The 23,575-nt window shown below is 67.3% G+C and carries 21 protein-coding genes; 13 read left to right on the forward strand and 8 right to left on the reverse strand.

Annotated features, from left to right (window positions below):
• Positions 1-2 precede the first annotated feature (2 nt).
• The 3 genes from ON21_RS24845 to ON21_RS24855 all read left to right on the forward strand — a co-directional run bounded on the left by ON21_RS24845 (position 3) and on the right by ON21_RS24855 (position 3,096).
• Complete coding sequence (locus ON21_RS24845) at positions 3-926, forward strand: phytoene/squalene synthase family protein (RefSeq protein ID WP_039801447.1); 924 nt, start codon at positions 3-5, stop codon at positions 924-926.
• Positions 927-1,047: 121 nt separating this feature from the next.
• The gene (locus ON21_RS24850) at positions 1,048-1,629 is read left to right on the forward strand and encodes a TerD family protein (RefSeq protein WP_039801450.1); all 582 of its coding nucleotides are present in this window, start codon (positions 1,048-1,050) and stop codon (positions 1,627-1,629) included.
• A 117-nt stretch (positions 1,630-1,746) separates the two neighbouring features.
• Positions 1,747-3,096, forward strand: coding sequence for a family 1 glycosylhydrolase (locus ON21_RS24855; protein WP_039801452.1), 1,350 nt, complete (start codon positions 1,747-1,749; stop codon positions 3,094-3,096).
• Between the two features lie 16 nt (positions 3,097-3,112).
• Here the strand turns inward: ON21_RS24855 and ON21_RS24860 are convergent, their stop codons facing one another.
• Complete coding sequence (locus ON21_RS24860) at positions 3,113-3,940, reverse strand: SDR family oxidoreductase (RefSeq protein WP_051021310.1); 828 nt, start codon at positions 3,938-3,940, stop codon at positions 3,113-3,115.
• Positions 3,941-4,078: 138 nt separating this feature from the next.
• On the opposite strand from ON21_RS24860, the gene ON21_RS24865 reads away from it, so the two are divergent.
• From ON21_RS24865 to ON21_RS24880, 4 genes are all read left to right on the forward strand, one after another.
• Positions 4,079-5,710: a glycoside hydrolase family 13 protein gene (locus tag ON21_RS24865; protein ID WP_039801457.1), complete on the forward strand. Its 1,632-nt coding sequence runs from the start codon at positions 4,079-4,081 to the stop codon at positions 5,708-5,710.
• Between the two features lie 63 nt (positions 5,711-5,773).
• Positions 5,774-6,406, forward strand: coding sequence for a hypothetical protein (locus ON21_RS24870; RefSeq protein WP_039801458.1), 633 nt, complete (start codon positions 5,774-5,776; stop codon positions 6,404-6,406).
• A complete protein-coding gene (locus tag ON21_RS24875) occupies positions 6,403-7,473 on the forward strand; it encodes an NAD-dependent epimerase/dehydratase family protein (protein ID WP_039801460.1) in 1,071 nt (356 codons plus the stop codon). Before ON21_RS24870 ends, ON21_RS24875 begins: the two co-directional genes overlap by 4 nt.
• Before the next feature lie 178 nt (positions 7,474-7,651).
• Positions 7,652-8,542 carry a manganese catalase family protein gene (locus ON21_RS24880; protein WP_039801463.1) on the forward strand — a complete coding sequence of 297 codons (891 nt, stop codon included), beginning with the start codon at positions 7,652-7,654 and terminating at the stop codon, positions 8,540-8,542.
• Positions 8,543-8,725: 183 nt separating this feature from the next.
• Here the strand turns inward: ON21_RS24880 and ON21_RS24885 are convergent, their stop codons facing one another.
• The 4 genes from ON21_RS24885 to ON21_RS24900 all read right to left on the reverse strand — a co-directional run bounded on the left by ON21_RS24885 (position 8,726) and on the right by ON21_RS24900 (position 14,286).
• Positions 8,726-10,021, reverse strand: coding sequence for an FAD-binding domain-containing protein (locus tag ON21_RS24885; protein ID WP_039801465.1), 1,296 nt, complete (start codon positions 10,019-10,021; stop codon positions 8,726-8,728).
• 170 nt (positions 10,022-10,191) lie between these two features.
• Positions 10,192-10,875 carry a TetR/AcrR family transcriptional regulator gene (locus tag ON21_RS24890; RefSeq protein ID WP_039801467.1) on the reverse strand — a complete coding sequence of 228 codons (684 nt, stop codon included), beginning with the start codon at positions 10,873-10,875 and terminating at the stop codon, positions 10,192-10,194.
• 110 nt (positions 10,876-10,985) lie between these two features.
• Positions 10,986-12,785: an alpha/beta fold hydrolase gene (locus tag ON21_RS24895; RefSeq protein WP_218004140.1), complete on the reverse strand. Its 1,800-nt coding sequence runs from the start codon at positions 12,783-12,785 to the stop codon at positions 10,986-10,988.
• Positions 12,786-13,062: 277 nt separating this feature from the next.
• Positions 13,063-14,286 (reverse strand): cytochrome P450 family protein, encoded by a 1,224-nt coding sequence (locus ON21_RS24900; RefSeq protein WP_051021311.1) that lies wholly within the window; start codon positions 14,284-14,286, stop codon positions 13,063-13,065.
• Between the two features lie 244 nt (positions 14,287-14,530).
• On the opposite strand from ON21_RS24900, the gene ON21_RS24905 reads away from it, so the two are divergent.
• The gene (locus tag ON21_RS24905; RefSeq protein ID WP_039801582.1) at positions 14,531-14,881 is read left to right on the forward strand and encodes a nitroreductase/quinone reductase family protein; all 351 of its coding nucleotides are present in this window, start codon (positions 14,531-14,533) and stop codon (positions 14,879-14,881) included.
• Positions 14,882-14,948: 67 nt separating this feature from the next.
• Here the strand turns inward: ON21_RS24905 and ON21_RS24910 are convergent, their stop codons facing one another.
• Positions 14,949-15,569 carry a TetR/AcrR family transcriptional regulator gene (locus ON21_RS24910; protein WP_039801472.1) on the reverse strand — a complete coding sequence of 207 codons (621 nt, stop codon included), beginning with the start codon at positions 15,567-15,569 and terminating at the stop codon, positions 14,949-14,951.
• 230 nt (positions 15,570-15,799) lie between these two features.
• Here ON21_RS24910 and ON21_RS24915 point away from each other — a divergent pair, with 230 nt between their 5' ends.
• The 5 genes from ON21_RS24915 to ON21_RS24935 all read left to right on the forward strand — a co-directional run bounded on the left by ON21_RS24915 (position 15,800) and on the right by ON21_RS24935 (position 19,888).
• A complete protein-coding gene (locus ON21_RS24915) occupies positions 15,800-16,726 on the forward strand; it encodes a metal-dependent hydrolase (RefSeq protein WP_039801474.1) in 927 nt (308 codons plus the stop codon).
• An 11-nt stretch (positions 16,727-16,737) separates the two neighbouring features.
• The gene (locus ON21_RS24920; RefSeq protein ID WP_039801476.1) at positions 16,738-17,898 is read left to right on the forward strand and encodes a hypothetical protein; all 1,161 of its coding nucleotides are present in this window, start codon (positions 16,738-16,740) and stop codon (positions 17,896-17,898) included.
• A 137-nt stretch (positions 17,899-18,035) separates the two neighbouring features.
• Positions 18,036-18,491, forward strand: coding sequence for a peptide-methionine (R)-S-oxide reductase MsrB (gene msrB, locus ON21_RS24925; protein WP_039801478.1), 456 nt, complete (start codon positions 18,036-18,038; stop codon positions 18,489-18,491).
• Positions 18,488-19,003 (forward strand): peptide-methionine (S)-S-oxide reductase MsrA, encoded by a 516-nt coding sequence (msrA, locus tag ON21_RS24930; RefSeq protein WP_039801481.1) that lies wholly within the window; start codon positions 18,488-18,490, stop codon positions 19,001-19,003. The genes msrB and msrA overlap by 4 nt, the downstream gene beginning before the upstream one ends.
• Before the next feature lie 303 nt (positions 19,004-19,306).
• Entirely contained in the window at positions 19,307-19,888 is a 582-nt protein-coding gene (locus ON21_RS24935) for a DUF2165 domain-containing protein (protein WP_051021312.1), read from the forward strand.
• 25 nt (positions 19,889-19,913) lie between these two features.
• Here the strand turns inward: ON21_RS24935 and ON21_RS24940 are convergent, their stop codons facing one another.
• Both ON21_RS24940 and ON21_RS24945 read right to left on the reverse strand, forming a co-directional pair.
• Positions 19,914-22,817 carry a UPF0182 family protein gene (locus tag ON21_RS24940; protein WP_039801483.1) on the reverse strand — a complete coding sequence of 968 codons (2,904 nt, stop codon included), beginning with the start codon at positions 22,815-22,817 and terminating at the stop codon, positions 19,914-19,916.
• 108 nt (positions 22,818-22,925) lie between these two features.
• Positions 22,926-23,522 carry a TetR/AcrR family transcriptional regulator gene (locus ON21_RS24945; RefSeq protein ID WP_174372204.1) on the reverse strand — a complete coding sequence of 199 codons (597 nt, stop codon included), beginning with the start codon at positions 23,520-23,522 and terminating at the stop codon, positions 22,926-22,928.
• Positions 23,523-23,575: the final 53 nt, after the last annotated feature.

The raw sequence follows: 23,575 nt of genomic DNA on the forward strand, positions 1-23,575 counted from the left end.
GAATGACCCGCACCCACCTCGACCCCACCCGGCTCGGCGACCAGCGAGTGCTCCGGTCCTACCGGTACTGTCGCAGGCTCAACGCCCGCCATGGGAAGACCTTCTTCCTGGCGACCCGATTGCTCGCACCGGATCAGCGCCCCGCGGTACACGCCCTGTACGGATTCGCCCGCCGAGCCGACGACATCCTCGACGAGTTCGATCCGCGTCGCGATCTCGCCGAACGTGCCGGGCAACTGGACGAACTCGCAGGCCATTTCCGCCGCCGCGACGCCGACGCCGACGCCGTTCTCCCCGCGGTTGTGGACACCGCCGATCGCTATCGCATTCCAGCTGCGCTGTTCGACGCTTTCCTCGCATCGATGCGAATGGATCTGACCGTGACCGACTATTCCGATCGCACCGCCCTCGACATCTACGTCTACGGGTCGGCCGAAGTGATCGGATTGCAGTTGCTGCCGATCCTGGGGACCGACTGTGCCGAGGAGGCCGCGCCGTATGCCGCCGCGCTCGGCAAGGCATTCCAGCTGACCAACTTCCTGCGGGACGTCGGCGAAGATCTGCTGCGCGACCGGGTGTATCTCCCTGCCGACGAGCTGGCCGCGTTCGACGTCGATCGCGAACTCCTGCGCTGGTGCCTGACCCGTCGGCGTACCGATCCCCGGGTGCGCGCAGCCCTGGCGGCGCAGCACGCGCACACCCGCGAGGTCTACCGCTTCGCGAACGCCGGGATCGCCCTGCTGCACCGCCGTTCGCGCTCGTGCGTCACGACGGCGACGACGCTGTACTCGGAGATCCTCGACCGCATCGAGGACAGCGACTTCGCCGTGTTCGATCACCGCGCCACCGTGCCGAACCGGCGGCGAGCGCAGGTCGCGGCGGCCGGACTGGTCAAGGCGTGGTGGGCGCGCCGACCCGATCGGTGATCGTCGCGGCGCCCGCAGGGCCGAGTTCCGCGACGGACTCCCCGCCCACCGCGGAGCTCCTTGTCCCGGAGGTGGATTCGTCATCCGGGGCGCAGTAGCTCGACATCAGTATCCTGATGTCGTGATTACGCTCAGAAAAGAAGACGGTGCCGCTGACCTCGCGGGTATCACGAAATTGAGTGTGGGAGTGAGCTGGGATCCGTCGTCCGGAACGAGCGGCGGCGCACTCGGCTGGGCACGCCGCAAACGCGGTGTGGACCTCGATCTGATCGCCGTCCTCATGCAGGGCAACGACCCGGTGCGCTTCGCGGGACTCGATTCGCTCGACCCGTTGGGCAACGGCGCGGTCGCGCACACCGGCGACGAGCAGACCGGCGCCGCGTCCGGTGACGACGAGACCATCCACGTCACCTTCGCCGACGTGCCCACCGCGATCGACGCCATCATCTTCGTCGCGGCCGCCTTCAAGAAGGGCAGTTCCTTCGACAAGGCGAACAACATCTCCTTCAAGATCTATGACGCCACCGGCGGCAACAGCCAGCAGGTCGCCGACATCTGGCCTTCGCTGCTCGGCACCGACAACGCCAACGCGGTCGCTCGCGCCTTCCGCAACGGCCCGCAGTGGCAGTTGGAAGTCCTCAATCGCCAAGGCAAGATCAAGCAGGGCGATATGCAAGCACTGTTGCGCTTCGCCATGCAGTAGCGCCCGCATGTGCCGCGCGACGCGGCAGTTGAGCCGGCCACAACTGGCCCCGCCTTCGAATCGCGGTGATACGCGGATTCCGGCGATCACTGGACAGCGCGCGGCTACTCTGGGCCAATGCGATCTCGGTTCCGTCGGTACGTCCTGGCCGCGCTCGCCGTCGCGGCATCCACGCTGCTGCTCGCCACGCAATCCGCGGCGACTCCGCCGATCCAGCCGGTCGCCGGCCTACCGGCGCTGGGCGGGGACTTCCTCTGGGGCGTATCGACCTCCGGCTTCCAGTCCGAAGGCCATGCGCCGGACAGCAATTGGACCCGATACGTCAGCACGACCCCTGGTTACGACGGCCTCGGCGATTCCGTCGACTTCTACGGCCGCTATGCCTCCGACATCCAGCTCGCGGCGGACCTCGGGGCGCGCGTGTTCCGGATCGGAATCGAGTGGGCCCGACTGCAACCCGCGCCGGGAGTGTGGGACGAGGGCGCGTTCCGTTTCTACGACGCGGTGATCTCGAGCATCGAGCGCGCCGGCATGCGACCGATGATCACGCTCGACCACTGGGTGTACCCCGGCTGGGCCGCCGACCGAGGGGGTTGGCGCAATCCGCGCATGGTCGACGACTGGCTGGCCAACATGCGCGCCGTCGTCGACCGCTACGCCGCACGCAACCCGTTGTGGGTCACCGTGAACGAGCCCGTCGCCTACATCGTGCACGAGGTCCGCCGGGGCGCCGCGGACTCCGGAGAAATGCTCGAAGGGGTCGCGCAGGCGCACAACGCCATCTACGACTACATCCACCAGAAGCAGCCGGGTGCGCAGGTGACCAGCAACGTGGGTTACGTCGCCGGTTCGGAGGCACAGGTCAACGGCCAGTTGGTGGACCGCATCGCCGACCGGCTCGACTACGTGGGTGTCGACTACTACTTCGCCTTCGACCCGGCGCAGTCGCTGGTCGACTCCGTGCTACGGGCCAGCGGTTCGGCGATGCCCGCACTGCCCGGACCGCACATCTGGGAGCTGCCGTTGCGCACTGAGGGTATCTACTATGCCCTGCAGTACTATTCGCGCCGGTTGCCGGGCAAGCCGCTGTACATCGTCGAGAACGGGATGCCGACCGAGGACGGCCGTCCACGCGCCGACGGCTACGGCCGCGGCGATCATCTTCGCGACACCGTCTATTGGATCCAGCGCGCCAAGGCCGACGGCATGAACGTGATGGGCTACAACTACTGGAGCCTCACCGACAACTACGAATGGGGCAGCTACACCCCCCGATTCGGCCTCTACACCGTGGACGTGCGCACCGACCCGTCGCTCACCCGCCGCCCCACCGACGCCGTCGGCGCCTACACCCAGATCATCGGCGCGGGCGGAGTGCCCGACGGTTACCGTCCCACCCGCGGCCCGGCCATCTGCGTGTTCGTCGATCCTCCGGCCAGTTGCCTGTCTCCGGTGGCGGAGCAGTAGGCGGGCGTAGCCGCGGTCAAGGCGTGCGCCATTTCTCGTCGGTCAACAGGCTGCTGGCCTGCGGGCCCATCAGGAGCATGCCACCGTCCACCACATAGGACGCGCCGGTGACATAGCTCGCCTCCGGTGCGGCGAGAAACGCCACCACGGCAGCGACCTCCTCGGCGTGCCCGGTCCGCCCGAGCGGCACGCCGGGACGCGACTGCTCACGGGGATCGACGTCTTCCTGGCCGGTCATGGGTGTCGAGATCTCGCCCGGTGCAACAGAGTTGACGGTGATGTCGCGTTCGGCGAGTTCCAGCGCCAGTACTTTAGTCAGCGCGCCGAGCCCCGCCTTGGCCGCGCAGTACGGTGCCGCGCCCACCCGGGGAACGTGTTCGTGCACGCTGGTGATGTTGATGATCCGGCCGCCGTTACCCGCCGCGATCATGTGCCCGGCGGCGCGCTGCGAGCAGAGGAACGCGCCGTCCAGGTCCACCGACAGCACGTGCCGCCAGGTGTCGAAGTCCATGTCCATCGCCTTCTGAGCCGACCCGGTACCGGCGCAGTTCACCAGCACATCGATGCCACCGAGTTCGTCGGCGAGTTCATCGATCACCGATCCGGCGTCCGCCGGATTCGCCAGGTCGAGACGGCGCACGGCGGCGGTCCGGCCGTGTTCGCGCACCTGCGCCGCGGTGTCCTGCGCACCGCGCTGGTCACTGTGGAAGGTCAGACCGACATCGCTCCCGCCCGCGGCGAGTGCGACGGCGATGGAGGCGCCGATTCCGGAGTCTCCCCCGGTCACCACGGCTCGCCGCGGAGTTCCTGCTCGTTCTTCCGGAAGTGGAGCGGTAGTAGCCATATCCCGCGACTACCCGGGCGGCCACAGACGACACCCCACCCGCGCCCGCGAGGACGATCGCCGTCGACGCCGCGCGATGTTACGCGGCTTCGGGTTCCGGGTATCCGCCCTGGAGCAAGCCGAGAGGAGGGCGCGACGATGACTGCTCCCTGGTGGCGCGATGCGGTGATCTACGAGATCTACATCCGAAGTTTCTGCGACGGCAACGGCGACGGCCTCGGCGACATCGCCGGTATCCGGTCTCGGCTGCCCTATCTCCGCGACCTCGGAGTCGAGGCGATCTGGATAACGCCCTGGTACCCGTCGCCGATGGCGGACGGGGGGTACGACGTCGCCGACTACCGCGGCATCGATTCCCGGTTCGGCACGCTCGCGGAGGCCGAAGAGCTGATCGCCGAGGTGCACGCGCAGGGTATGCGCATCATCGTCGACCTGGTGCCCAACCACACCTCGGATCGGCATCCCTGGTTCGAGCAGGCGCTCGCGGCCGGGCCGGGTTCGCCGGAGCGAGCTCGTTACATCTTCCGGTACGGCGCTGCCTCCGGCGGTCCGCCGAACAATTGGCGGAGTGTGTTCGGTGGCCGGGCATGGACCCAAGTGGCGGACGGGCAGTGGTATCTGCACCTGTTCGACGCCCACCAGCCGGACCTGGACTGGGAGCACCCGGACGTCCGCGCCGAGTTCGAGTCGATCCTGCGTTTCTGGCTGGATCGAGGCGTGGACGGCTTCCGCATCGACGTGGCGCACGGCTTGGTCAAACACTCCGGTCTGCCGGATATCGAAGCCGATCACGAGGACATGATGGAGCCGCCGGATCGGACCGACCATCCGCACTGGGACCGGCCGGAGGTACACGAGATCTATCGCGCCTGGCGCAAGATCGCGGACTCCTACGGGCCGGATCGCGTCTTCGTCGCCGAAGCCTGGGTGGCCAAACCCGAGCGCCTCGCATGCTACGTGCGTCCGGACGAACTGCACACGGCGTTCAACTTCGACTTTCTGCGGTGTTCCTGGCACGCCGACGCGCTGCGTGCCGTGGTGGACTGCACGACCGCAGCGTTGGCGGCGGTGGGCGCGCCACCCACCTGGGTGTTGTCCAACCACGACATCACCAGACACGTGACCCGCTACGGGCGGGCCTCCACGCGTGGCGGCGGTTCGCAGCACGAACCGCACGGTCCCGTCGATGTCGGGCTCGGTCGTCGCCGCGCCAGGGCGGCGTTGCTGCTGATGCTCGCGTTGCCGGGCAGCGCTTACCTCTATCAAGGCGAGGAACTCGGGCTGGAGGAAGTGGAAGATCTCCCCGTCGCGGTGCTACAGGACCCCACCTGGGAGCGCTCCGGCCACACCGCGCGCGGCCGCGACGGGTGCCGTGTCCCACTGCCGTGGAGCGGGTTCCGGCCACCGTTCGGATTCGGCCCGGCCGACACGTCGCCCTGGCTGCCGCAGCCCCAGCGCTGGGTGTCGCTGACCGCCGAATTGCAGAAGCGCGAACCGGACTCGATGCTCGATCTCTACCACCGGGCGCTGCGTCTGCGCCGGGACCATCCGGCCCTCGGGGATGGCGCCTGGTCCTGGCTGCCCAGTGCGCCGGGCGTTCTGGCACTCCGACGCTCTCCCGGCCTGGTGTGCATTCTGAACCTGTCGAACGGGCCGACCACGCTGCCCGGCCACGAGCGGGTGTTGCTGTCCAGCGAGCCCCTGGCGGACGGCACCCTGCCTTCCGACAGCGCGGTCTGGCTGGAGGTCGTGCCTCACCAGGGCGCTTGACCAGCCCGGACCCACATTCTTTCCCGGTGCGGGGGTACTCGCGCCGTGAAAAGGAGGTGGCCCATGCCGGACTTACGCGACAACGACGCAGCGGCGCCGACGGCCGAACAGTTCACGCGAGCCGTCCTGCGCGCCGCCGCCAAACCCGAGCGCATCGCCTCGGTGGTGACACTCGTCGTCGGCGACCGCATCGAGGCGGGGCCGATCAGAGTGGGACCGGCGAGGCTCGCGGTCGCGGCCGTGGAAGGTCGTCCGGGAATCGTGCGTGCCGGCCCGTGCGAGGCCGACGGCTGGGATGTCGGCGTGGAGGTGCCGGTCATGCTTCGGCTGCGGATCAGCATGATCGGTGTCGTCGCCCGTTTCGCGGGCGCCGTCGCGGTTCGCATGCGTTTCGCCCTGGTGCCGCAGGACTCGTGCACTCTGCTCGTCCACACCGAGGAGGTGGGGACCGAACACGTCGACGTGGAAGTTCTCCCGCTGAACAGGGCGGCCGAGTTGATCCATCGCATCGGCGATATCCGCGGCGTGGTCGCCGACCACATCGTGGCGTACCTGCGTGAGCTGCTCACGAGCCGGGAAGTGCTGGAGCTGCGGCGCATCGACGTCGCCGACCTGATCGACCGAGCGTGGGACTCCGGCCTGCTCATTCCGCCCGCCTTCTCGGGCCGGGCCGACGTCGAGCGGCGCGGCGCATGAAGGTGATCGTCACCGGAGCCAGCGGCAACGTCGGGACGGCGTTGTTGCGGGCACTGCGCGCAGACGACTGCGAAATCGTCGGCATCGCCCGTCGCACACCCGACCGTGCGCGGGAACCCTATGCGGACGTCCGGTGGGTGCCCTGCGATATCGGGGCCGACGGCTCGGCCGAGATACTGCGGGCCGCCTGCACAGGCGCGGACGTTCTCGTGCATCTGGCATGGGCGATCCATCCGCACCGCGACGACCCGCCGATGCGCAGGACCAACCTGGTCGGCACCGACAACGTGCTGAGCGCCGCGGCGCAGGCGGCGGTTCCCCATCTCGTCGCCGCTTCGTCGTGCGCCGCCTACACCCCGGCCGAGCGATGGCGGCGGGTATCGGAAGGGTGGCAGCTGTCCGGGGTGCCCGGCAGCTCGTACAGCATGGCCAAGGCGGAGTTGGAGTTACAACTGGACCGCTTCGCGGCGCGCCACCCAGAGGTCCGCACAGCGCGCATCCGTCCGTGCGGCATAGCGCAAGCCGACGCCGCCGCGGAACTGGCGGACTGGATCCTGCCACCGTGGTTGCCCCGGTGTCTGTTGGGGGGACGCCTGGTACCGGTGCCCCTGTGGCGCGACTTCCGGCTGCAATTGGTGCACAGCGCGGACGTCGCGGCGGCGATCCGGCGGATCGTGCACCAGCGTGCGGCAGGCGCGTTCAACCTCGCCGCCGAACCGTCCGTGCGAGCCGACGCACTCGCGGCGATGTTCGGCGGCTTCCGTCTGCCGACGCACCGGCGAGTGCTCCGAGCCGTCGCCTGGACCGGATGGCGCACCGGACTGCTACCGCTGCATCCGGCCTGGCTGACTCTTGCCGACCGCGCCTGCCTGATCGACTCGTCCAAGGCCCGTCGGGAACTCGGCTGGATGCCGTGTTTCGGCATGCACGAAATCTGCGCGGAGTTGGTGTCGGCCATGCGCGTAGGCCGGACCGGTTACAGCCCGCCGCTCGCCCCCGCCCGGAAATTACGGATCGGACGTCCGTCTCACCAAAGTCAGCGTGCCGGCGGCAGCCATAGGCGTTGAGTGCGGGCACTCGAGGACCGGATCGTCCCCCGCTGTCGCGGCTCGTGTCGCTGCGAACAACCGGCAATTCGAACCCGTATCGTCGCCAGCGAACAAGCAACGCATCTCTTGCTCGTCGTGCGCTGGGTTAGGCAGTGAAAGCCATCTCGAACAGCCGACCATATTGGTAAGGAGAGCGATGTTCACCCACAACAAGGATCTCCAGTTCGAAGTTCGCGTGGACCGTCCCGATCCACGTTTCGCGACCCTGCTGCAAGAGCAATTCGGCGGCGCCAACGGCGAATTGAAGGCCGCCATGCAATATTTCAATCAGGCGTTCATGCTGCGTGGCAAGCATCCGAAAACCTACGACCTGTTCATGGACATCGCCACCGAGGAACTCAGCCATCTGGAGATCGTCGGCGCGATGATCACCATGTTGCTCGACGGGCTCAACGACGATTTGAAGCAGGCCAACGAGCGGTGCGACTGGATGCCGATGGTGGCGACACCCGGCGGACGTGACCAGGTGATCCATCAGGTCGCGGTGAACCCGCTGTACTTCGCGCTCAGCGGCGGCGGCCCCGTCGTGAAGGACTCCGCGGGCGTGCCGTGGTCGGGCTCGTACGTCGACGCCAATGGCGAACCTTCGGTCGATCTGCGCAGCAATCTCGCCGCGGAGTCGCGCGCCAAGATCGTCTACGAGTATCTCAAGCAGTTCACCGACGATCCCGGTGTGCAGGACACACTTTCGTTCTTGATGACCCGCGAGATCGCGCACTTCCAGCAGTTCACGGCGGCGCTGAACGAATTGCCGGTCAACTTCCCGCCCGGAGCACTGCCCGGCGACGATCGGTTCCAGAATGTGGCCTTCAACATGTCCAACGGCGCCGCGAGCGCCCGCGGCCCCTGGAACGAAGGACAGGGACCGTGGCCATCGGGCACGGAATGGCGCTACATCGACAATCCGGTCAGCGAGTGGCTCGATTCCGACGACCGCGTGAACCACGGCGCGAAGACCAATCCCCAAGGCGAGCCCGCGGTCCACGGCACCAAACCGTTCACCCACGAGTCGCACATACCGGACTGATCTCTCCAGCGCCTGCGACCGGGACGGAGTACGGCGGTTCAGGCTTCGGGCGACGCGGCGCACGGCACCTCCTGCCGCGCGCCGCGCGCATATCGCCCTGCCGTCCTTGCCGCGGCTTGCCGATCAGGCCTTCGGCGCGATCCGACCTCGCGATGCCGCGCGGCTGCGGCTCGGCCGTTTCCGTCAGGTGCTCACGCTGCCCGCGATGGGAGCGGGGTATATCGAGGTCGGCACCATGTGGCGCCACGGGCGATGGATCTCCGCCCCGGGCAGGGAAGCCAGTTCCGGGATCCAGCGCCGCACGTAGTTCCCCTCGGGGTCGTAGCGTTCGGCGGTGCCGACCGCGCGCGGGTCCAGACGCCCCGCCTGCTGCCAGGTGAAGCGGTCGCTCGCCGCGTCGTCGAGCAGCCACCGGCGGAAATGTTCGGCGCCGACCCGCCAGTCCACATGCAGCGTCGCGGTGAGGAAACTGGCGGCGATCATCCGGGCGCGCTCCGGCATCCATCCTTGCGCGGCCAACTGCCGCATACCCGCGTCGACGATCGGGTACCCGGTGCGGCCGTCGCGCCAGGCACCGACCACGACCGGATCGTGCGCCTGCCGCTCGCCGTGGCCCTCTGCCGACCGCGCGATGTCGGCCCGGGCGACGAGGAACTGGAGATGGAAGTCGCGCCGAGCGAGCTGACGGACGAAAGCGCGTCCGTCCGTCGTCGCCATGTCGGTGTGATACACCATTTCGGCGGCGGACAGGCAACCGAAATGCAGGTATGGCGACAGGCGGCAGCAACCCTCCCCCGTGAGGTCACCGCTGAACCGGCCGCGTGGTGGTCGCGGATCGGCGAGGCAGCCCCGCCACAGCGCACGGCCGGTGATCTCGCCTCCGACCGCCAGCTGCGGTGAAATGGCCGCCTCGCCGAGTTCGTCGAATCTCGGCACCGGATCGCTGTCGATGCGGGGGACGACCAATTCCGTCGGCTGGTCCAGCGGTCGCCGCTTCGGCGCCGACAACCACCGGCGAAAGTAGGTCGCGAAGTCCGGAACCTCGTCGTCCGGCCGGTGCGGGCCGCAGTCGGCGGGATCCACGGCGGTGAGGGTGGCGGGATGAATGTGCAGCAGGCAGCTGCGCCGCTCCAGCCGTTCCCGCAGTGCCCGTAGTCGGCATCGGCTGTACCAGGCGGTGTCCTCGGCGATGTGGACGCTGTCGGCGTGCACCTGTGCGGCCACTCGATCCACCGCGTCGACGTAGTCACCGTGCCGAACCACCAGTTGCCCTCCGGCGCAGCGCAGTTCGGCATCGAGTTCGGCCAGCGCGGCGGAGAGGAAGCGGAGTTTGTTCCCGGCCGGGCGGGCGCTGCCGACGAGACGGTCGTCGACGACGTACAGCGGAATCATCGCCGCGCCCTCGCGGACGGCGGCCGACAGGACCGGATTGTCGTGTACCCGCAGGTCACGGGTGAAAAGTGCGATTGTTACGGCCATTCGAGGTTCTCGACGACAGGCGTCCGTCGCGAGGGTCGACGACGGCGGTATCGGACATTCGGCGGCGTGCCACGCCGATGCGGGCGGTATCGGAGTAACGAGCTTTACGCCAATGCTGCGGGACCGCGGCTGTCATGTCAAGTTCGACACCCGCGTCCGCGCGTGCCGGATCAGTGTTCGCGGAACAGATCGGTGAGCCAGGGCTCCAGGTCGGCGCTGAGCGCGGTCAGATCCGGCTCGCGCGACTCGTCGAGCGCATCGGCGGTGAGCTGGCGCACGGCGTAGACGACACCCATGTAAGCGGTGACCGACAACAGTGGCTGCCGATCCCCGGTCGCACTCCGCACCAGACCGCGGATGTACTCGGCGAACAGCCGGATCGACTTGCGTCTGCGCCGCCGGGCGGCAGGCCCGAGTCCGTCGATCTCCACCTGGTAGGCGCGGGCCACGACCACGTCGTTCTGCAGCGAGCCGAGATACTGGCCGAGGGCGTCGGCGACGATGGATCTGCGGTCTCGGCCCTTTATGTCCGCGCGCGTCAGCTGGGTCAGCAGCACTTGGATGAAGCGGTCGTAGCCCGCGAACACGCAGTCGTCCTTGTTGGCGAACGCGTCGTAGAAGGCCGCCAGGGAGACTCCGGCCCGCTTGGCGATATCGGTGGGACCGAATCCGGCGTATCCGCGGGCGGCCAGCAGTTCGGTCACGGCGATCAGCAGCCGTTCCCGCTGCGCCGCCATCACCTGCTCCCGCCCCAGATTGTGCCTACCCCGCGGCAACGCGGCGGGAAGTGTGAAGAACACTCCATCTCGCACCGGAACGATCGGTGCGTCGGCGTCGGCGGGTGCGGCGGACACCTCTGCAGACTACCGAGCCGCGCGATTTCCGGTATGGGTGTGGCTGCGTCCGACGGATCCGCTGACGACCACGGCGTGGCCCGGGCATGTCGCCGGGCCACGCGCAGCGGTCAGCCGAGCGGCAACTCCAGGCAGGAAGCAGCGCCGTCCGCCGCACTGATGGTGATCGTGGAACCGGCCTTGTTGGCGCTGGAATACAGCGGGTCCATGCCGTCGAAGACCAGCATCAACCGATGGCCGTCCGGCAGGTCGTAGGCGGCCGCCTGCAACTCCCAGGAAACGGTCGCGGGCAGGCCCGACTCGATGGTCTTCGGTTCGTGCGTGATGATTCTCGCCGAGCCGTTCTCGTCGACATCGAGCAGATAGGCGATCACCGTCGCGGAGTCCTCGCTGCTGTCGACGGTCACTCGCACCCGGGGGATGCCGCGGATCTGGCGGGCGACGCCGCCGCGCGCCGCGAGCAGCGGCCCCGTCGACCAGACGAGGGCACGGCCGCGGTCGATATCGCCGGTCCGGTAGATCTTGGGGTTGCCGGACCATTCCTCCTGGCCCGTCGTCATGAGCTTGTCCATGGCGACGACCTCGGGCTCCTCGCCCACCGTGAAACTACGTTGCCAACCGGACGTCGGATCGGGGGTCAGCGCACCGTCGCCGCCCTCGCGCTCATCGGTCAAGGCCAGTACTTCCGTGTCGGTGGTGACGTCCGACCACGATGCCTTCTCCTCGCGCCGCGCCGGGTCGACGATCACGTTCTGGCCGTTGCCCGACCCCGGCGTGGTCACGTAGGTGAACATGACCTGGTTGCTGATCTCCGGCCACGCGTCGACGCCGTTGTCCTCGTCTTTCAGGTAGTGATCGAGCCAGGCGTACGCCTCGCGCAGCGGCTCGTTCGGTCCCGCACCGAGCATGGGCGGAGCGATCAGGCCGGGGCCTTCCGGCGCCGCGTGATCGCCGATCCACATGTTCAACCGTTTGGGGCGCGGAAGCTTCTCGAAGGTCTCCAGCACCTGGTTGACCGGGAAAAGGCCCTCGTGCCAGGTGTTGGAGAAGAAGGTGGGGATTTCGCGACCGACATAGTGTTCCGGCGCGCGTTCGGTGCCCCACTCCACGACCGCGTCCATGTCCACGCCCTCGGCGAACTTCGCCAGGATCTCCAGCGCCACGTCGTCGAACTTGTCCGCCTGCTCGCCGCCGGTCAGGCCGACCAGTGCCTCGACGGCCTTCAGATGGCGGGTGCCGTTGTCGTACAAGCTGGTGGCGAGGTTGCCCCAGGTACTCAAGGCGACGACGACGTCGACCCGCTCGTCGTGCGCGGCCACGAGCTGGCTGATGCCGGAGCCGTAGGACTCACCCATGAAGGCGATGCCGCTGGGATCGAGCGCGTCTATCGCGTAGTCGAGCACCTTCTTGCCGTCGGCGCGATCCAATGGACCGGCGACATCGACCGTGCCTTCGGACGTGCCGAACCACGGCAGTTCCGTTCCCGGTATGGCGGACCAGCCGATTCCGCGTGGCGTGTAGGCCAGCACGTGGTAGCCCTTCCACGCAAGCGTGAGATACGCGTATTCGAACAACGGCCACCCGACGGGTGTCCACCCAGCGGGGAAGACCACCAGCGGGCACGGCCGGGAGGTGGTCTGCCGCAGCATGTGCGCCGACAGACCGATTCCGCCCGCCCCTTCGATGCGCGGAAACGTCGGCACGGCGACCTCCAGCGCCCGGCGCACCAGGTCGGCCACGTCATCGGGCACCAACCCCTTGCCGCTGCGCTTCTGCACGGCGCTGACCAAGTTCGACGCGAACTGAACTGCTTCCGGGCGCACCTGCCCCTGAGCGTCCCAGGGCCCCCGAACTGCGATCCGAGCGAGTTGTTCGGACGTGGTCGCGACGACCGGATCTCCATGCGACATCGGCGTCATCGATCCTTCCTGTCAGTTGCTGCGGAACTGCGGACCGCAGCAGCGTGACACGACAGGTCATCCGATGTCCTTCGATCCGGCGAGGCGTTTCCGGTTCGCAATGGGCCGTTGACCAGCGCAAACGCTGCAAGATTCGACTACCCGCCGCAGGCACCGCGAACGTCGGCGCGTACTCGCGAGCCAGGCGAACGTGCATCGTGTGCCAGCTGACCGGCGATGCCCGACGCGGCAACCGGCCTCCGAGGCCGGTTGCCGCGTCGGGTGGAGTTCACTGCTTCTCGGCGCCCAGTTTCACCGGAATGGACAGCGGGCCGATGGTGAAGAACGACGGCGAATACGGGATGTCCGCGGGGTCGATGGCGAGTTCGAGGTTCGGCAGCCGACGGTAGAGCGACGCGAGCGCGAGGCGGCCCTCCAGACGGGCCAGGCCCGCGCCGATGCAGTACCGCGGGCCGTGACCGAATCCGAGATGCCCACCGCGCTGCTCCCGCGTGATGTCGAACTCGTTCGCGGTCTCGCCGTACTCGGCCGGGTCGATCCCGCAGGCTTGGTACACGACACCGACCGCCTTGCCCTTGGGTATGGCGACTCCGGCCACGATCACGTCGGTCAGCGTGAATCGCCAGCTGGTCATCATCACCGAATGGCGGTAGCGCACAGTCTCTTCGACCACATCACCCCAGCGGTCTTCCGCCTTCGCGAGCGCGAGCTGATCGGGGTGTCGCGACAGCGCCAGAATGGCGTAGCCGAGCATATGCACCGTGGTCTCGTGGCCTGCCACCAGCATGATCCACAGTACGGCGACCAGTTCGTCGGCCGTGAGCTTGTCGTCCCGGTCGCGGGCTTGCACCAGACCGGTGGTGAGATCGTCGCCGGGCTCCTGCTGTTTCCGGTCGGCCAGTTCGTACAGGTAGGTCATCAGCGAGTTCTGCGTCGCGAACGCCTCCTCCGGCGGGGTGGTGTGCGCCAGAAGCGTTGCCGTCCAGCGTCGCAGCCGGTCCCGGTCCGGTTCCGGCACCCCGAACAGTTCGCAGATCACCGCCATCGGCAGCGCTTCGGTGAAGGTGGGCACCAGGTCGACGCCGTCACCGGCGGCCACCACGTCGTCCAGCAATCGATCGATGATCGCCTGGACGCGCGGCTCGAGCGCCTGCACCCGGCCCGGGGTGAATGCCTTGCTGATCAGGCCGCGCAACCGCCGGTGGTCATCGCCGTCCTTGGTGGACAGGTGATCACCCTGCACGATGGCACGCAACGGCCAGTCCTCCGGAATCGAACCGTCGTACAGGGCGGGCCAGTGCTTCGGATCCCGGGCGAAGGTCTTGTTGTCCCCGGCGAGGATCTCACGCACCGCCTCGTGCGTGAGGGCAAGGTAGGCGGGCACACCGCCGGGGAACTCCACCTCGACCACCGGCGCGATCTCCCTGAGCCGGATGCAGGTGTCCAGCAGATCCTCGTTCGCCGCGGGGAATGCGGGCAGGCTGGTTGTCATCGGTTTCCCTTCTGCGCGAGCGCCCTCCGGCCGTCGTGCTGACGGTCCTGCACGAGTATCGAAGCGAGTCCGCCCGGGGCACCGGCCGATCGGCGATTTCCTGCCTCCAACCCCAAATCGGGCGGCGCAAAACGAAAGTCCGGCGACGGCACCGGCCCACCGCCGGCGGACTCGTGGTCCCGGCAACGGTTAGGGTGGCAGTGTTCGGAGATGTCCGTGGGCGGCCAGGAGGAAAGTCGTGGAACTGAAGACGGTGCTGGGGCGCGGCGTGCGAGCGGTGAACGCCGGGGTGGCCGCCCTCCTGAGCGCGCCGGTGCTCGGGCGCCTGCTGGGCAGAGGGTTCGTGGTGATCACCTATGTGGGGCGCCGGTCCGGGCGGACGTTCAGCACACCGGTCAACTACTGGCGCAAAGGCGAAGAACTGGTCATCGGCGTCGCCTTACCGGATCGGAAGAGTTGGTGGCGCAACTTCCTCGGTGACGGCGGCCCGATCACCTTGCACTTGAACGGCGCCGACCGGCGCGGGCATGCGGTAGCGCAACGCGACGAACGCGGCCGCGTCTTCGTCAAAGTACGGCTCGACGACGCGAGCTGATCCGCCACGCCTCGTTCGCACCGGCGGCGCGGGAGCACAAGTGCGACAGCGCGGTCCGGTGCGAAGGCTAGACGCTCGCGGACGGCTTCATCTGGGCGATGATCGCCGCGCCCATCCACCGCCGTAGATACCGCCGCAGATCGTCGTCGCCGCGCGGCGGATTACCTGGGGAGATGAAGAACGACTGCATCGTGCGCAGGACGTATTCGACCAGCTCGTGCAGAGACTCGTCGTCATACCCGTAGTGCGCCCAATCGACGTCGAAGCGCTTGATCATCGTCATGCCGAAGGCCTGCGCCTCTTCGGAGGTCAGGCTCTCCGGATGGACGTTCGAGTACGTGCTCGACAGCAAGATGCCGAGATGAGGTGTGCGCCGGACCTCGGCGAGGGTGTACACCACTCCCTCGGTCATCGCTTCCACGGCGTCCCCGATCCCGCTGACGTGCTGGGTCAGCCGATCCAGGAACCCGTCGACCGATGCGATCGCCGCCGCGGTCATCAGTGCGTCCGCGCTGGGAAAGTACCGGTAGACCGTCTGCCGGATCACGCCGAGCGACTCCGCGACGTCGGCGATGCTGATCTCCGAACCCGTCTTACCGATCAGTTCGACGGCGGCGGCGACGATGCGACGCGAGGCTTCCTCGTCGTCCTTCGGCGGACTCCCGCCCCACCCGCGCCTTCCTGCCACTGCCCGCTTCCTCGACTCGAAGCCCGTCGCTTGCGAACCCCCTGAATGGAAAGCCCGTCGGCTATCCGGATCAAGGGCTCGACCGTATCACAAGGTCGACGGGGTCTCGGTTCGAGCGCCGATCTGATCATACAAATCAATCGTCATGTGTATGATCACTGGCACGCGGCTCGGCGCGACAGGAGGCGCCGCCGGGCCGGTTCGTTTGGCGAAAGTCGAGGTATAGCCCAGTGACCGATCTGCAAGTCCGGAAGATGCGCTTCGCATTCGCGGACTACGACGTGCCCTTCCTGTGGAACGAGGAGAATCCGGCCTTCTCCTCCATGGCCAACGCGGTGTCCTTCCTGGCGATCGGCTTCGAGAAAATGATCGTCAACATGATTCGCGAGGCCATGCCCCTGATCACCGATCCCGAGGTCGCCGAGGAAGCCGACGCGTTCGTGCGCCAGGAGGGGCAGCACTCCACCGCGCACCGGCAGCACGCCAACGCGCTGATCCGCCGTTATCCGGGGCTGCAGGAGACGCTCAACGAAGTGATCGCGGAATTCGACCGCCTCACCGTGAACACGCCCGTCGAATACCGGCTCGCCTACACCGCCGATCTCGAGGCGACGTTCACCCCGGTGTTCAAACTGATGCTCGACAACGACTCGACCTTGTTCCGGCCGGGCGACGACCGGGTGGCGTCGTTGTTCATCTGGCACTTCGTCGAAGAGGTCGAGCATCGCAGTTCCGCGCTGATCATCTTCGATTCCGTCGTCGGAAGCGATGTGTATCGGATGCGCATGGCGCCGTCGATCTTCCGTCACGTGCTGAAGGTGATCCGGTTGGCCTGCGCGGGCTTCAACGTGCATGTCCCGCTGGAGGAGCGGAAGGTCGACGCCCTGTCGATGTTCGCGAATTACCGGCGAAGGCAGAAACTGCGCAAGTGGTTGCCGTTTCTGGAGGCCGAGGACAACGGCCCGATGCCGCGCGCGTTCGACCACCTGCCGCTGCGCGAGCAACTCGTCGCGCTGGTGGGCATCATCCGCAGTCAGCTGCCGAAGCACAACCCGGACCACGAGAAACTACCCGCACTGGCCGATGTGTGGTTCGAACGCTATGAGGCCGGCTACGACGTCTCGCACTGGTACACCGCCGACACGGTCGCACGCTAGGAGCCGGACCGATGGCTGATCATTGCGCACCCACCTTCGACCGGCTCGCGACCGCACTCGGCTTCTCCTGCGAGGAGGCGGGCGGACCGGTCGAGGTGCGGAACCCTTTCGGGTTGGAGAACTGGACGCTGCCCGTCCTCGAATTCACGATCGTCCTCGGTGCGGTACTCGCCCTGATCTACGCGATCGTGCGGTTGCGCCGCCACGGCGATCCCACCAACTTGGTGCTCTGGTTCGGTGCGACCGCGTACCTGTTCATCATCGAGCCGCCGCTGTACTTCCCGGCGGCGTTCGGTATCGACGCACACGTCGACACGATGTTCGCGCACAACCTGTTCTCCGTGGAATTCCTCTGGGGCAGGCTACCGCTCTACATCATCGCGATCTATCCGTTCATGGCCACGCTCGCGTTCGAACTGGTGCGGATGCTCGGGGTGTTCCGGCAGTACGGGGTACTCGCCGGATCGGTGTGCGTCGGCTTCGTCCACCACGCCTTCTATGAGATCTTCGATCACCTCGGCCCGCAGCTGCGGTGGTGGGAATGGTCGGTGGACAACCCGATCAATCAACCGATGTTCGATTCGGTACCGCTTCCGAGCGTGGTCGTCTTCGCCGCTCTGTGGCCGATGTCGCTGGCGTTCTGCGTCCAATTGTTCGTCGGTCGCCACGTCGGCCAGGGGCGGATCTTCTCCGGATGGCAGTTGGCCGGGCGCACCATCGTCATCGGCGTACTCGCGTCGCTGGGCACCGCCGTGCTGCCCATCCCCGCGACGGTTTTCGGCATGGGTAGCACCACGGTGCGCGGCGTGCTCTACGCGGCGGAACTGGTCGTCGTCTCCGTCGCCGCGGTGCTGATCCTGACCCGCCAGTGGCTCCGGTTGCGGCGCGACGACTCGGGTACGGCGCTCTACACGAACGACTTCGTCCGCGTTTACGGCGTCGTGTATCTGGGCGTGATGGCATTCCTCTGGGCGACCGCTCTGCCCGATTTCTTCGCCGCCGTCGACGGTGTGACCAGCGAAGGAGACCCGATCGGAAATCTGTGGTACACCCTCGCGTGCTTCGTTGTCGCGATTCTGTGCCTGGCCGCCGTGTTCACGGTCCCCCGGCGAAGGACCGCCCCGAGCGTTGCTCCTCCCACGGCGGAAGCCACCGCGAGTTCCACGGCATAGCGGGAGCCGGACGCAGTCGGTGACGACGGGCGGCCGCCGTGGGCACGGTCGGCGGAACCGGAGTGTGACGCCCGGCTCGCTCGGGACTTTCCTTGCCGGTGCCCGGGTTGTACCAGGGGCCGATATGAGGAGGTCATGTGGCACGGGAGTACAACCGGAATCCCGCGGCGGTCGCCGCGCTGTCGCCTGAGCAGTACCACGTCACTCAGGAGAACGGCACCGAGCGGGCGTTCACGGGCGAGTACTGGGACAACCACGAGCCGGGCATCTATGTGGATGTGGTGTCCGGTGAGCCGTTGTTCGCCTCGGTCGACAAGTTCGACAGTGGAACGGGATGGCCGAGTTTCACCAAGCCGATCGAAGCCGGGAACGTGGTGCAGAAGCGTGACTTCAGTCATCTGATGGTCCGCACGGAGGTGCGTTCGGCGCATGGCGACAGCCATCTCGGGCATGTGTTCACCGACGGTCCCCGCGCCGCGGGCGGCTTGCGGTACTGCATCAATTCGACTGCGCTGCGGTTCATCCACCTCGACGACCTCGAGGCGGAAGGCTATGGGCAGTACAAGACTCTCTTCGCGAAGGAGGAGGCGTGACCGACACGCGCAAGGCGATTCTGGCCGGTGGATGCTTCTGGGGCATGCAGGACTTGATCCGCAAGCAGCCCGGGGTGGTGTCGACACGCGTCGGCTACACCGGTGGACGCAACGACCATCCCACCTACCGCAATCACCCGGGCCATGCGGAGGCGATCGAGATCGTCTACGACCCGGCCCGGACGGACTACCGGGAACTGCTGGAGTTCTTCTTCCAGATCCACGATCCGACGACGAAGGACCGCCAGGGCAACGACATCGGAAGCAGCTATCGCTCGGCGATCTTCTATCTCGATGACGACCAGAGGCGCGTCGCCCTGGACACCATCGCCGACGTGGACGCCTCCGGTCTGTGGCCCGGCAAGGTGGTCACCGAGGTGACCCCGGCGAGTGAGTTCTGGGAGGCCGAGCCGGAGCATCAGGACTACCTGCTGCGTTACCCGGACGGTTACACCTGCCACTTCCCCCGGCCGGGATGGAAGCTGCCGAAACGGCAGGCCACCGCTCAGTAGAAGCCGGTGGGTTCGGCACTTCCGCCGAGCCTTCGGAGCGCACAGTTGACGACTGCGCCACCACACCCGGGGTGGCGCAGTCGTCGCGTTTCACGACGTCCTCCGCCCGCTGCCGCCGGGCGTCCAGCCGGAAGCCTCGCGCGCACACTGTGGGCGAGACCGGACGGAAACCTCGTGCGGTAGAGAACATTTCGACTCATCCCCCGCCGTGCCGGGCTCCCCGCCGTGGGGAGAATGCGTGATCGGGCACCGATATGATCGTCGACGCTTGGAGCTCCCGGCCGGTCGACCCGAGGTAGGCACATGACGCGCAGCGGCACAAAGGTTCTCGATGTGGTGGGCAGTCGCCGGATGGCGGTGGCGACGCTGGCCACCATCACCGGCTTCTACTATCTGTTCGTCGCGTTCACCAATTGCGTCGACACCGACACCAATCGCAACGGCGTGGCCGCGGTGCTGTCTATGAAAGCGACGATCCACAATCCGGGCACGGACTGGCGCGCGATCACCAATGGCAATGTCGCGCTCGTCGCCTACATCCTCGTGGTGATCTGGGAATTCCTGATCGCCTTCGTGCTGCTCGCGGCAGGAGCCGTATGGGGCCGGGTGCTGACCGGAAGGCCGCGCAGGCTGCGAGCCGGTCTGGACGCTGCCGTGAAACTGTCGAGCCTGGGCTGGACCATGGCGGTGCTGCTGTTCTTGGGCGGGTTCCTGACCGTCGGCGGCGAATGGTTCCGCATGTGGGCCAATGACGACGTGAACGCCTCGTCGGCCGCGTTGCAGAACTTCCTCATCGCGGGCGTCGGCCTGATTCTGGTTCACCTGCCGGACTCGCAACGCAGCTTGGTCCTCGAAAATGACTCGGCAGCAACGGGATCCGACTAGTAGCCGGGGGCCGACGACGCGAACGTCAGCGACCGTTGCGTTCGAGTTCGCCCAACTGTTTCTGCAGACGTTCCAGTGCGGCCCGGATCTGGTCGATCTGCGCGTTGAGTTCGGCGATCTTCGCCTGATCCACCGGCGGGGGCTGCGCCTGCGGTGGCGCGACCGGTGGCGCGGCGGGCTGTTGACCCGGCGGCAGTGGAGCACCGGGTCCGCCGCCGGGCGGCGTGGCGAGTCTGCCGGTGGCCGGACCGAACACTTGCTCCAGCGCCTCCGCGAGGGTCGGCGCGTAGCCGACGAGGACACCGCCGGTGCCGGGATCGCGGTAACTGACCAGCACTCGCGCCAATTGCGGGAACGTCGACGCGTTCTGTGCCGTCGAGATCCGTTCGGTGAACAGCGGCTCGGCGTAGAGCACGCCGCCGTCGGCGATCGGCAGGGTGAGCAGATTGCCGTACTGAATCCGGTTCGAGCGCTCGAGCAGGGTTCGCTCGGAGGCGACTCTGGTGTCGGAGATCATCGAGTTCTGGATCTGTTGCGGACCCTGAGTGAGGGTGTCGGTGGGCAACTGCGAGACGGTGATCTTGCCGTAGCCCTCCGGGTCGGAGCGAGCGGAGACGTAGGCGGAGAGGAATTCCCGGTTGTAGCCGACCATCGCGCTGGCCAACCGGAACGACGGTTCCGCGCTGGCCTGGTCGCCGACCAGGACGTAGAACGGGGGCTGATGCGGATTGGACTCCACGGTGGGGTCGCTGGGCACCGACCAGAACGCGTTGGTGGTGAAGAATTCGCGCGGTTCGTCGACGTGGTATTTGGCGAGCATCTCGCGCTGGATCGTGAACAGGTCTTCGGGATACCGGAAGTGCGCCCGTAGCTCCGGGCTGATCGACTCCTCCGGTCGGACCGTGCCGGGGAAGACCTTCATCCAGGCCGCCAGCACCGGATCCTGCCGGTCGACCTGGTAGAGGGTGACCGTGCCGTCGTATGCGTCGACGGTCGCCTTGATGGAGTTGCGCACGTAGGAGATCTCTCGCGGCGACTCCCGCTGGGTTTCGTCGCCCGGCTCGAGGGCTTCGAGCGAACTGCGCTTTGCGTAGGGGTAGCCGTCGATCGAGGTGTACGCGTCGACGATCCAGACTATCCGGCCGTTCACGACGGCCGGGTAGGGGTCGTTGTCGGTGGTCAACCACGGTGCGACGAGTTCGACACGATGGCGGGGATCGCGGTTGAAGATGATCTTCGAACCGGGACCGATCGCCTTCGAGAAGACGATATTGCGCTCGGTGTAGGTCACCGCGAAGGCGAGGCGGTTGACCCAGTTGGCGATCGGGACGCCGCCCGCGCCCGCGTAGGTGTAGGTGGTGGTGTCGGTGTCGTACTCGCGGGGCTCGGTGCCGCCGCCCACGATGGCGTAGTCCGGGCTCGCGTGGGCGATCACTTCGCCGAAGTAGACGCGCGGCTGATCCACTCGGATCACTTGGTGGCCGGAGGCTTGGGACGCGATGTCACCGACCGCGTAGATCGGATATCCGCTGTTGCTGCTCGCGGCATCGCCCGCGGCCTCGCGGACCGCAGCGTTCACCCGGTTGGCCGGTGCGGCGACGAACCCGTTGCCGTGCGTGTAGACGGTGTGCCGATTGACCCAGTGGCGCTGGTTGCCGCTCAGCGCGGTCGGGGTCAGCTCGCGCGCCGCGACCACGTAGTCGCGCAATTGCCCACCGACCCGATAGCGATCCAGGTCCAGATGCGGTGGGAAGCTGTAGAAATTCTTCAGTTGTTGTTGCTGGGTGAACGTCCGGGAGAGCACGCTCGGGTCCAGCAGACGGACGTCACCGATCGTGGTGATGTCCGCGGGGACCTCGGGCGGCGACCTGGTGCCGACGCCGGGATAGGGCTGGTACTCGACCCGGTCGCTGCCGATCCCGTACGCCTGCCGGGTGGCCGCGATGTTGCGTTGGATGTAGACGCGCTCCATGTCGGCGGCGTTCGGGCGGACGGAGAACTGCTCGACGGCCAATGGCCAGACGGCTCCGACGAGGATCGACGACAGCAGCAGAAGCGCCGCGGCCATCGCCGGGATTCGCAGATCCCGCACGACGATGGCGGCGAAGACCGCCACGGCGCAGATCACGGCGATCGCGAAGAGAATGAGGCGGGCGGGAAGCACCGCGTTGATGTCGGTGTAGCCAGGTCCCGCGAAAGTGGGTTCCTTGCTGCGGCTGGACAGCAGTGAGTACCGGTCGAGCCAATAGGCGGCAGCCTTCAAGAGGATGAACGAGCCGGCCAGTATCGCGAGCTGCACGCGGGCCGCGTGCGTCAGGCCGCCCGTCTTTCTGGACAGCCGCAGGCCACCGAGCAGGTAGTGCGCGGCGAGGCTCGCGACAAAGGCGAGGACCACGGCGATGAACAGCCAGTTGAGTACGAATCGATAGAAAGGCAGGTCGAAGACGAAGAACCCGACATCGTGCCCGAATTGCGGGTCGGACACGCCGAAGGACCCGCCGTGGACGAACAGCTGGACGGTCATCCAGTTCGACTCCGCGGCAAGGCCGCAGACGAGCCCCAGCGTGGTCGCGATGCCGAGACCGAACCGCACCGGATGCCGGAGCACCGCCGCCCGATACGGCCGAAGACTGTTCTCCTCTTCGGACTCGGGAACGAAGAGCGGGCGGAACCTGAACGCGAGCCATAGCACCGCGAAAAGGACGCCACCGATGACCAGCGCGACCGCGATGAACAGCGAGAGCCGGGTGAACAGCACGGTCAGCCAGACACCACGGAAGCCGACTTCGCCGAACCACAGCCAGCTGACATAGCCTCGGATCAGCCGAGGCACCACCAACAGCGACACGACGAACACCGTGGCGGCGATCACCAGCACCCGGGTGCTGCGATGCAACCGTCGCGGGCGGAGGCCCTCGCGTGCGCTCATCTTGCACTCCCCGTGGCTGCCGCCCGACTCGACGATGGACGGCCGGGGCGGACTACCAAGCTCGATACTACCGGGGCGGTCGGTGCGTCGAGGCCGACCGCACCAGGGTCAGCGCTCGGGCGTCCCGGAGCGCTCGATCAGCGCCCACAGGTACGCCACGTGATCGGCCATGTCCACGGTCGGATCGTACAGCCACTGCGTCTGCAGGCCGTCGAGGAGGGCCATGGCGATGACGGCGAAGCGGTCGGGATCGAGGTCGGCGGGTAGGCGGCCGGACTCGCGAAGGTCGTCGACAGCTCGGGTGAGGGCATCCCGGACGGTGCGGTAGCGGTCGCGGAAGTATTCGTGGGCGGGATGCTCGCCGCGCGTGGCCTCGGCGGAGAAGCGCGCGTAGAGCTCGACCAATCCGGGAACTTCCGCGTTGTGCCGGATCAGGCGGAGCAATGCGGCGGGCAGGTCTGGCGGTACGGCCGGAGTGGTGAAGGTATCGCGATCGGCCTCGTCGCGACGCGCGAGGATAGCGGCGAAGAGCTGCTCTTTGCTGCCGAAGTAGTGCAGCAGACCGGTCTGGCTCAAGCCGACGGCCTCGGCGAGTTCCCGCACGGTGGTCCGGCTGTACCCCACGCGCGCCACGATCTCCAGCGCCGCCGCGAGGATTTCCTCCCGTTTGGCGATCCCCTTCGAATACGCGCCGCGCCGAACCACGACGTGACTGTACTGGACCGGCCCTGGCACGAAAACCGAATGGCATACTGTTT

Source organism: Nocardia araoensis NBRC 100135, assembly GCF_000308435.1.
In the GTDB taxonomy this organism is placed as follows: Bacteria; Actinomycetota; Actinomycetes; order Mycobacteriales; family Mycobacteriaceae; genus Nocardia; species Nocardia araoensis.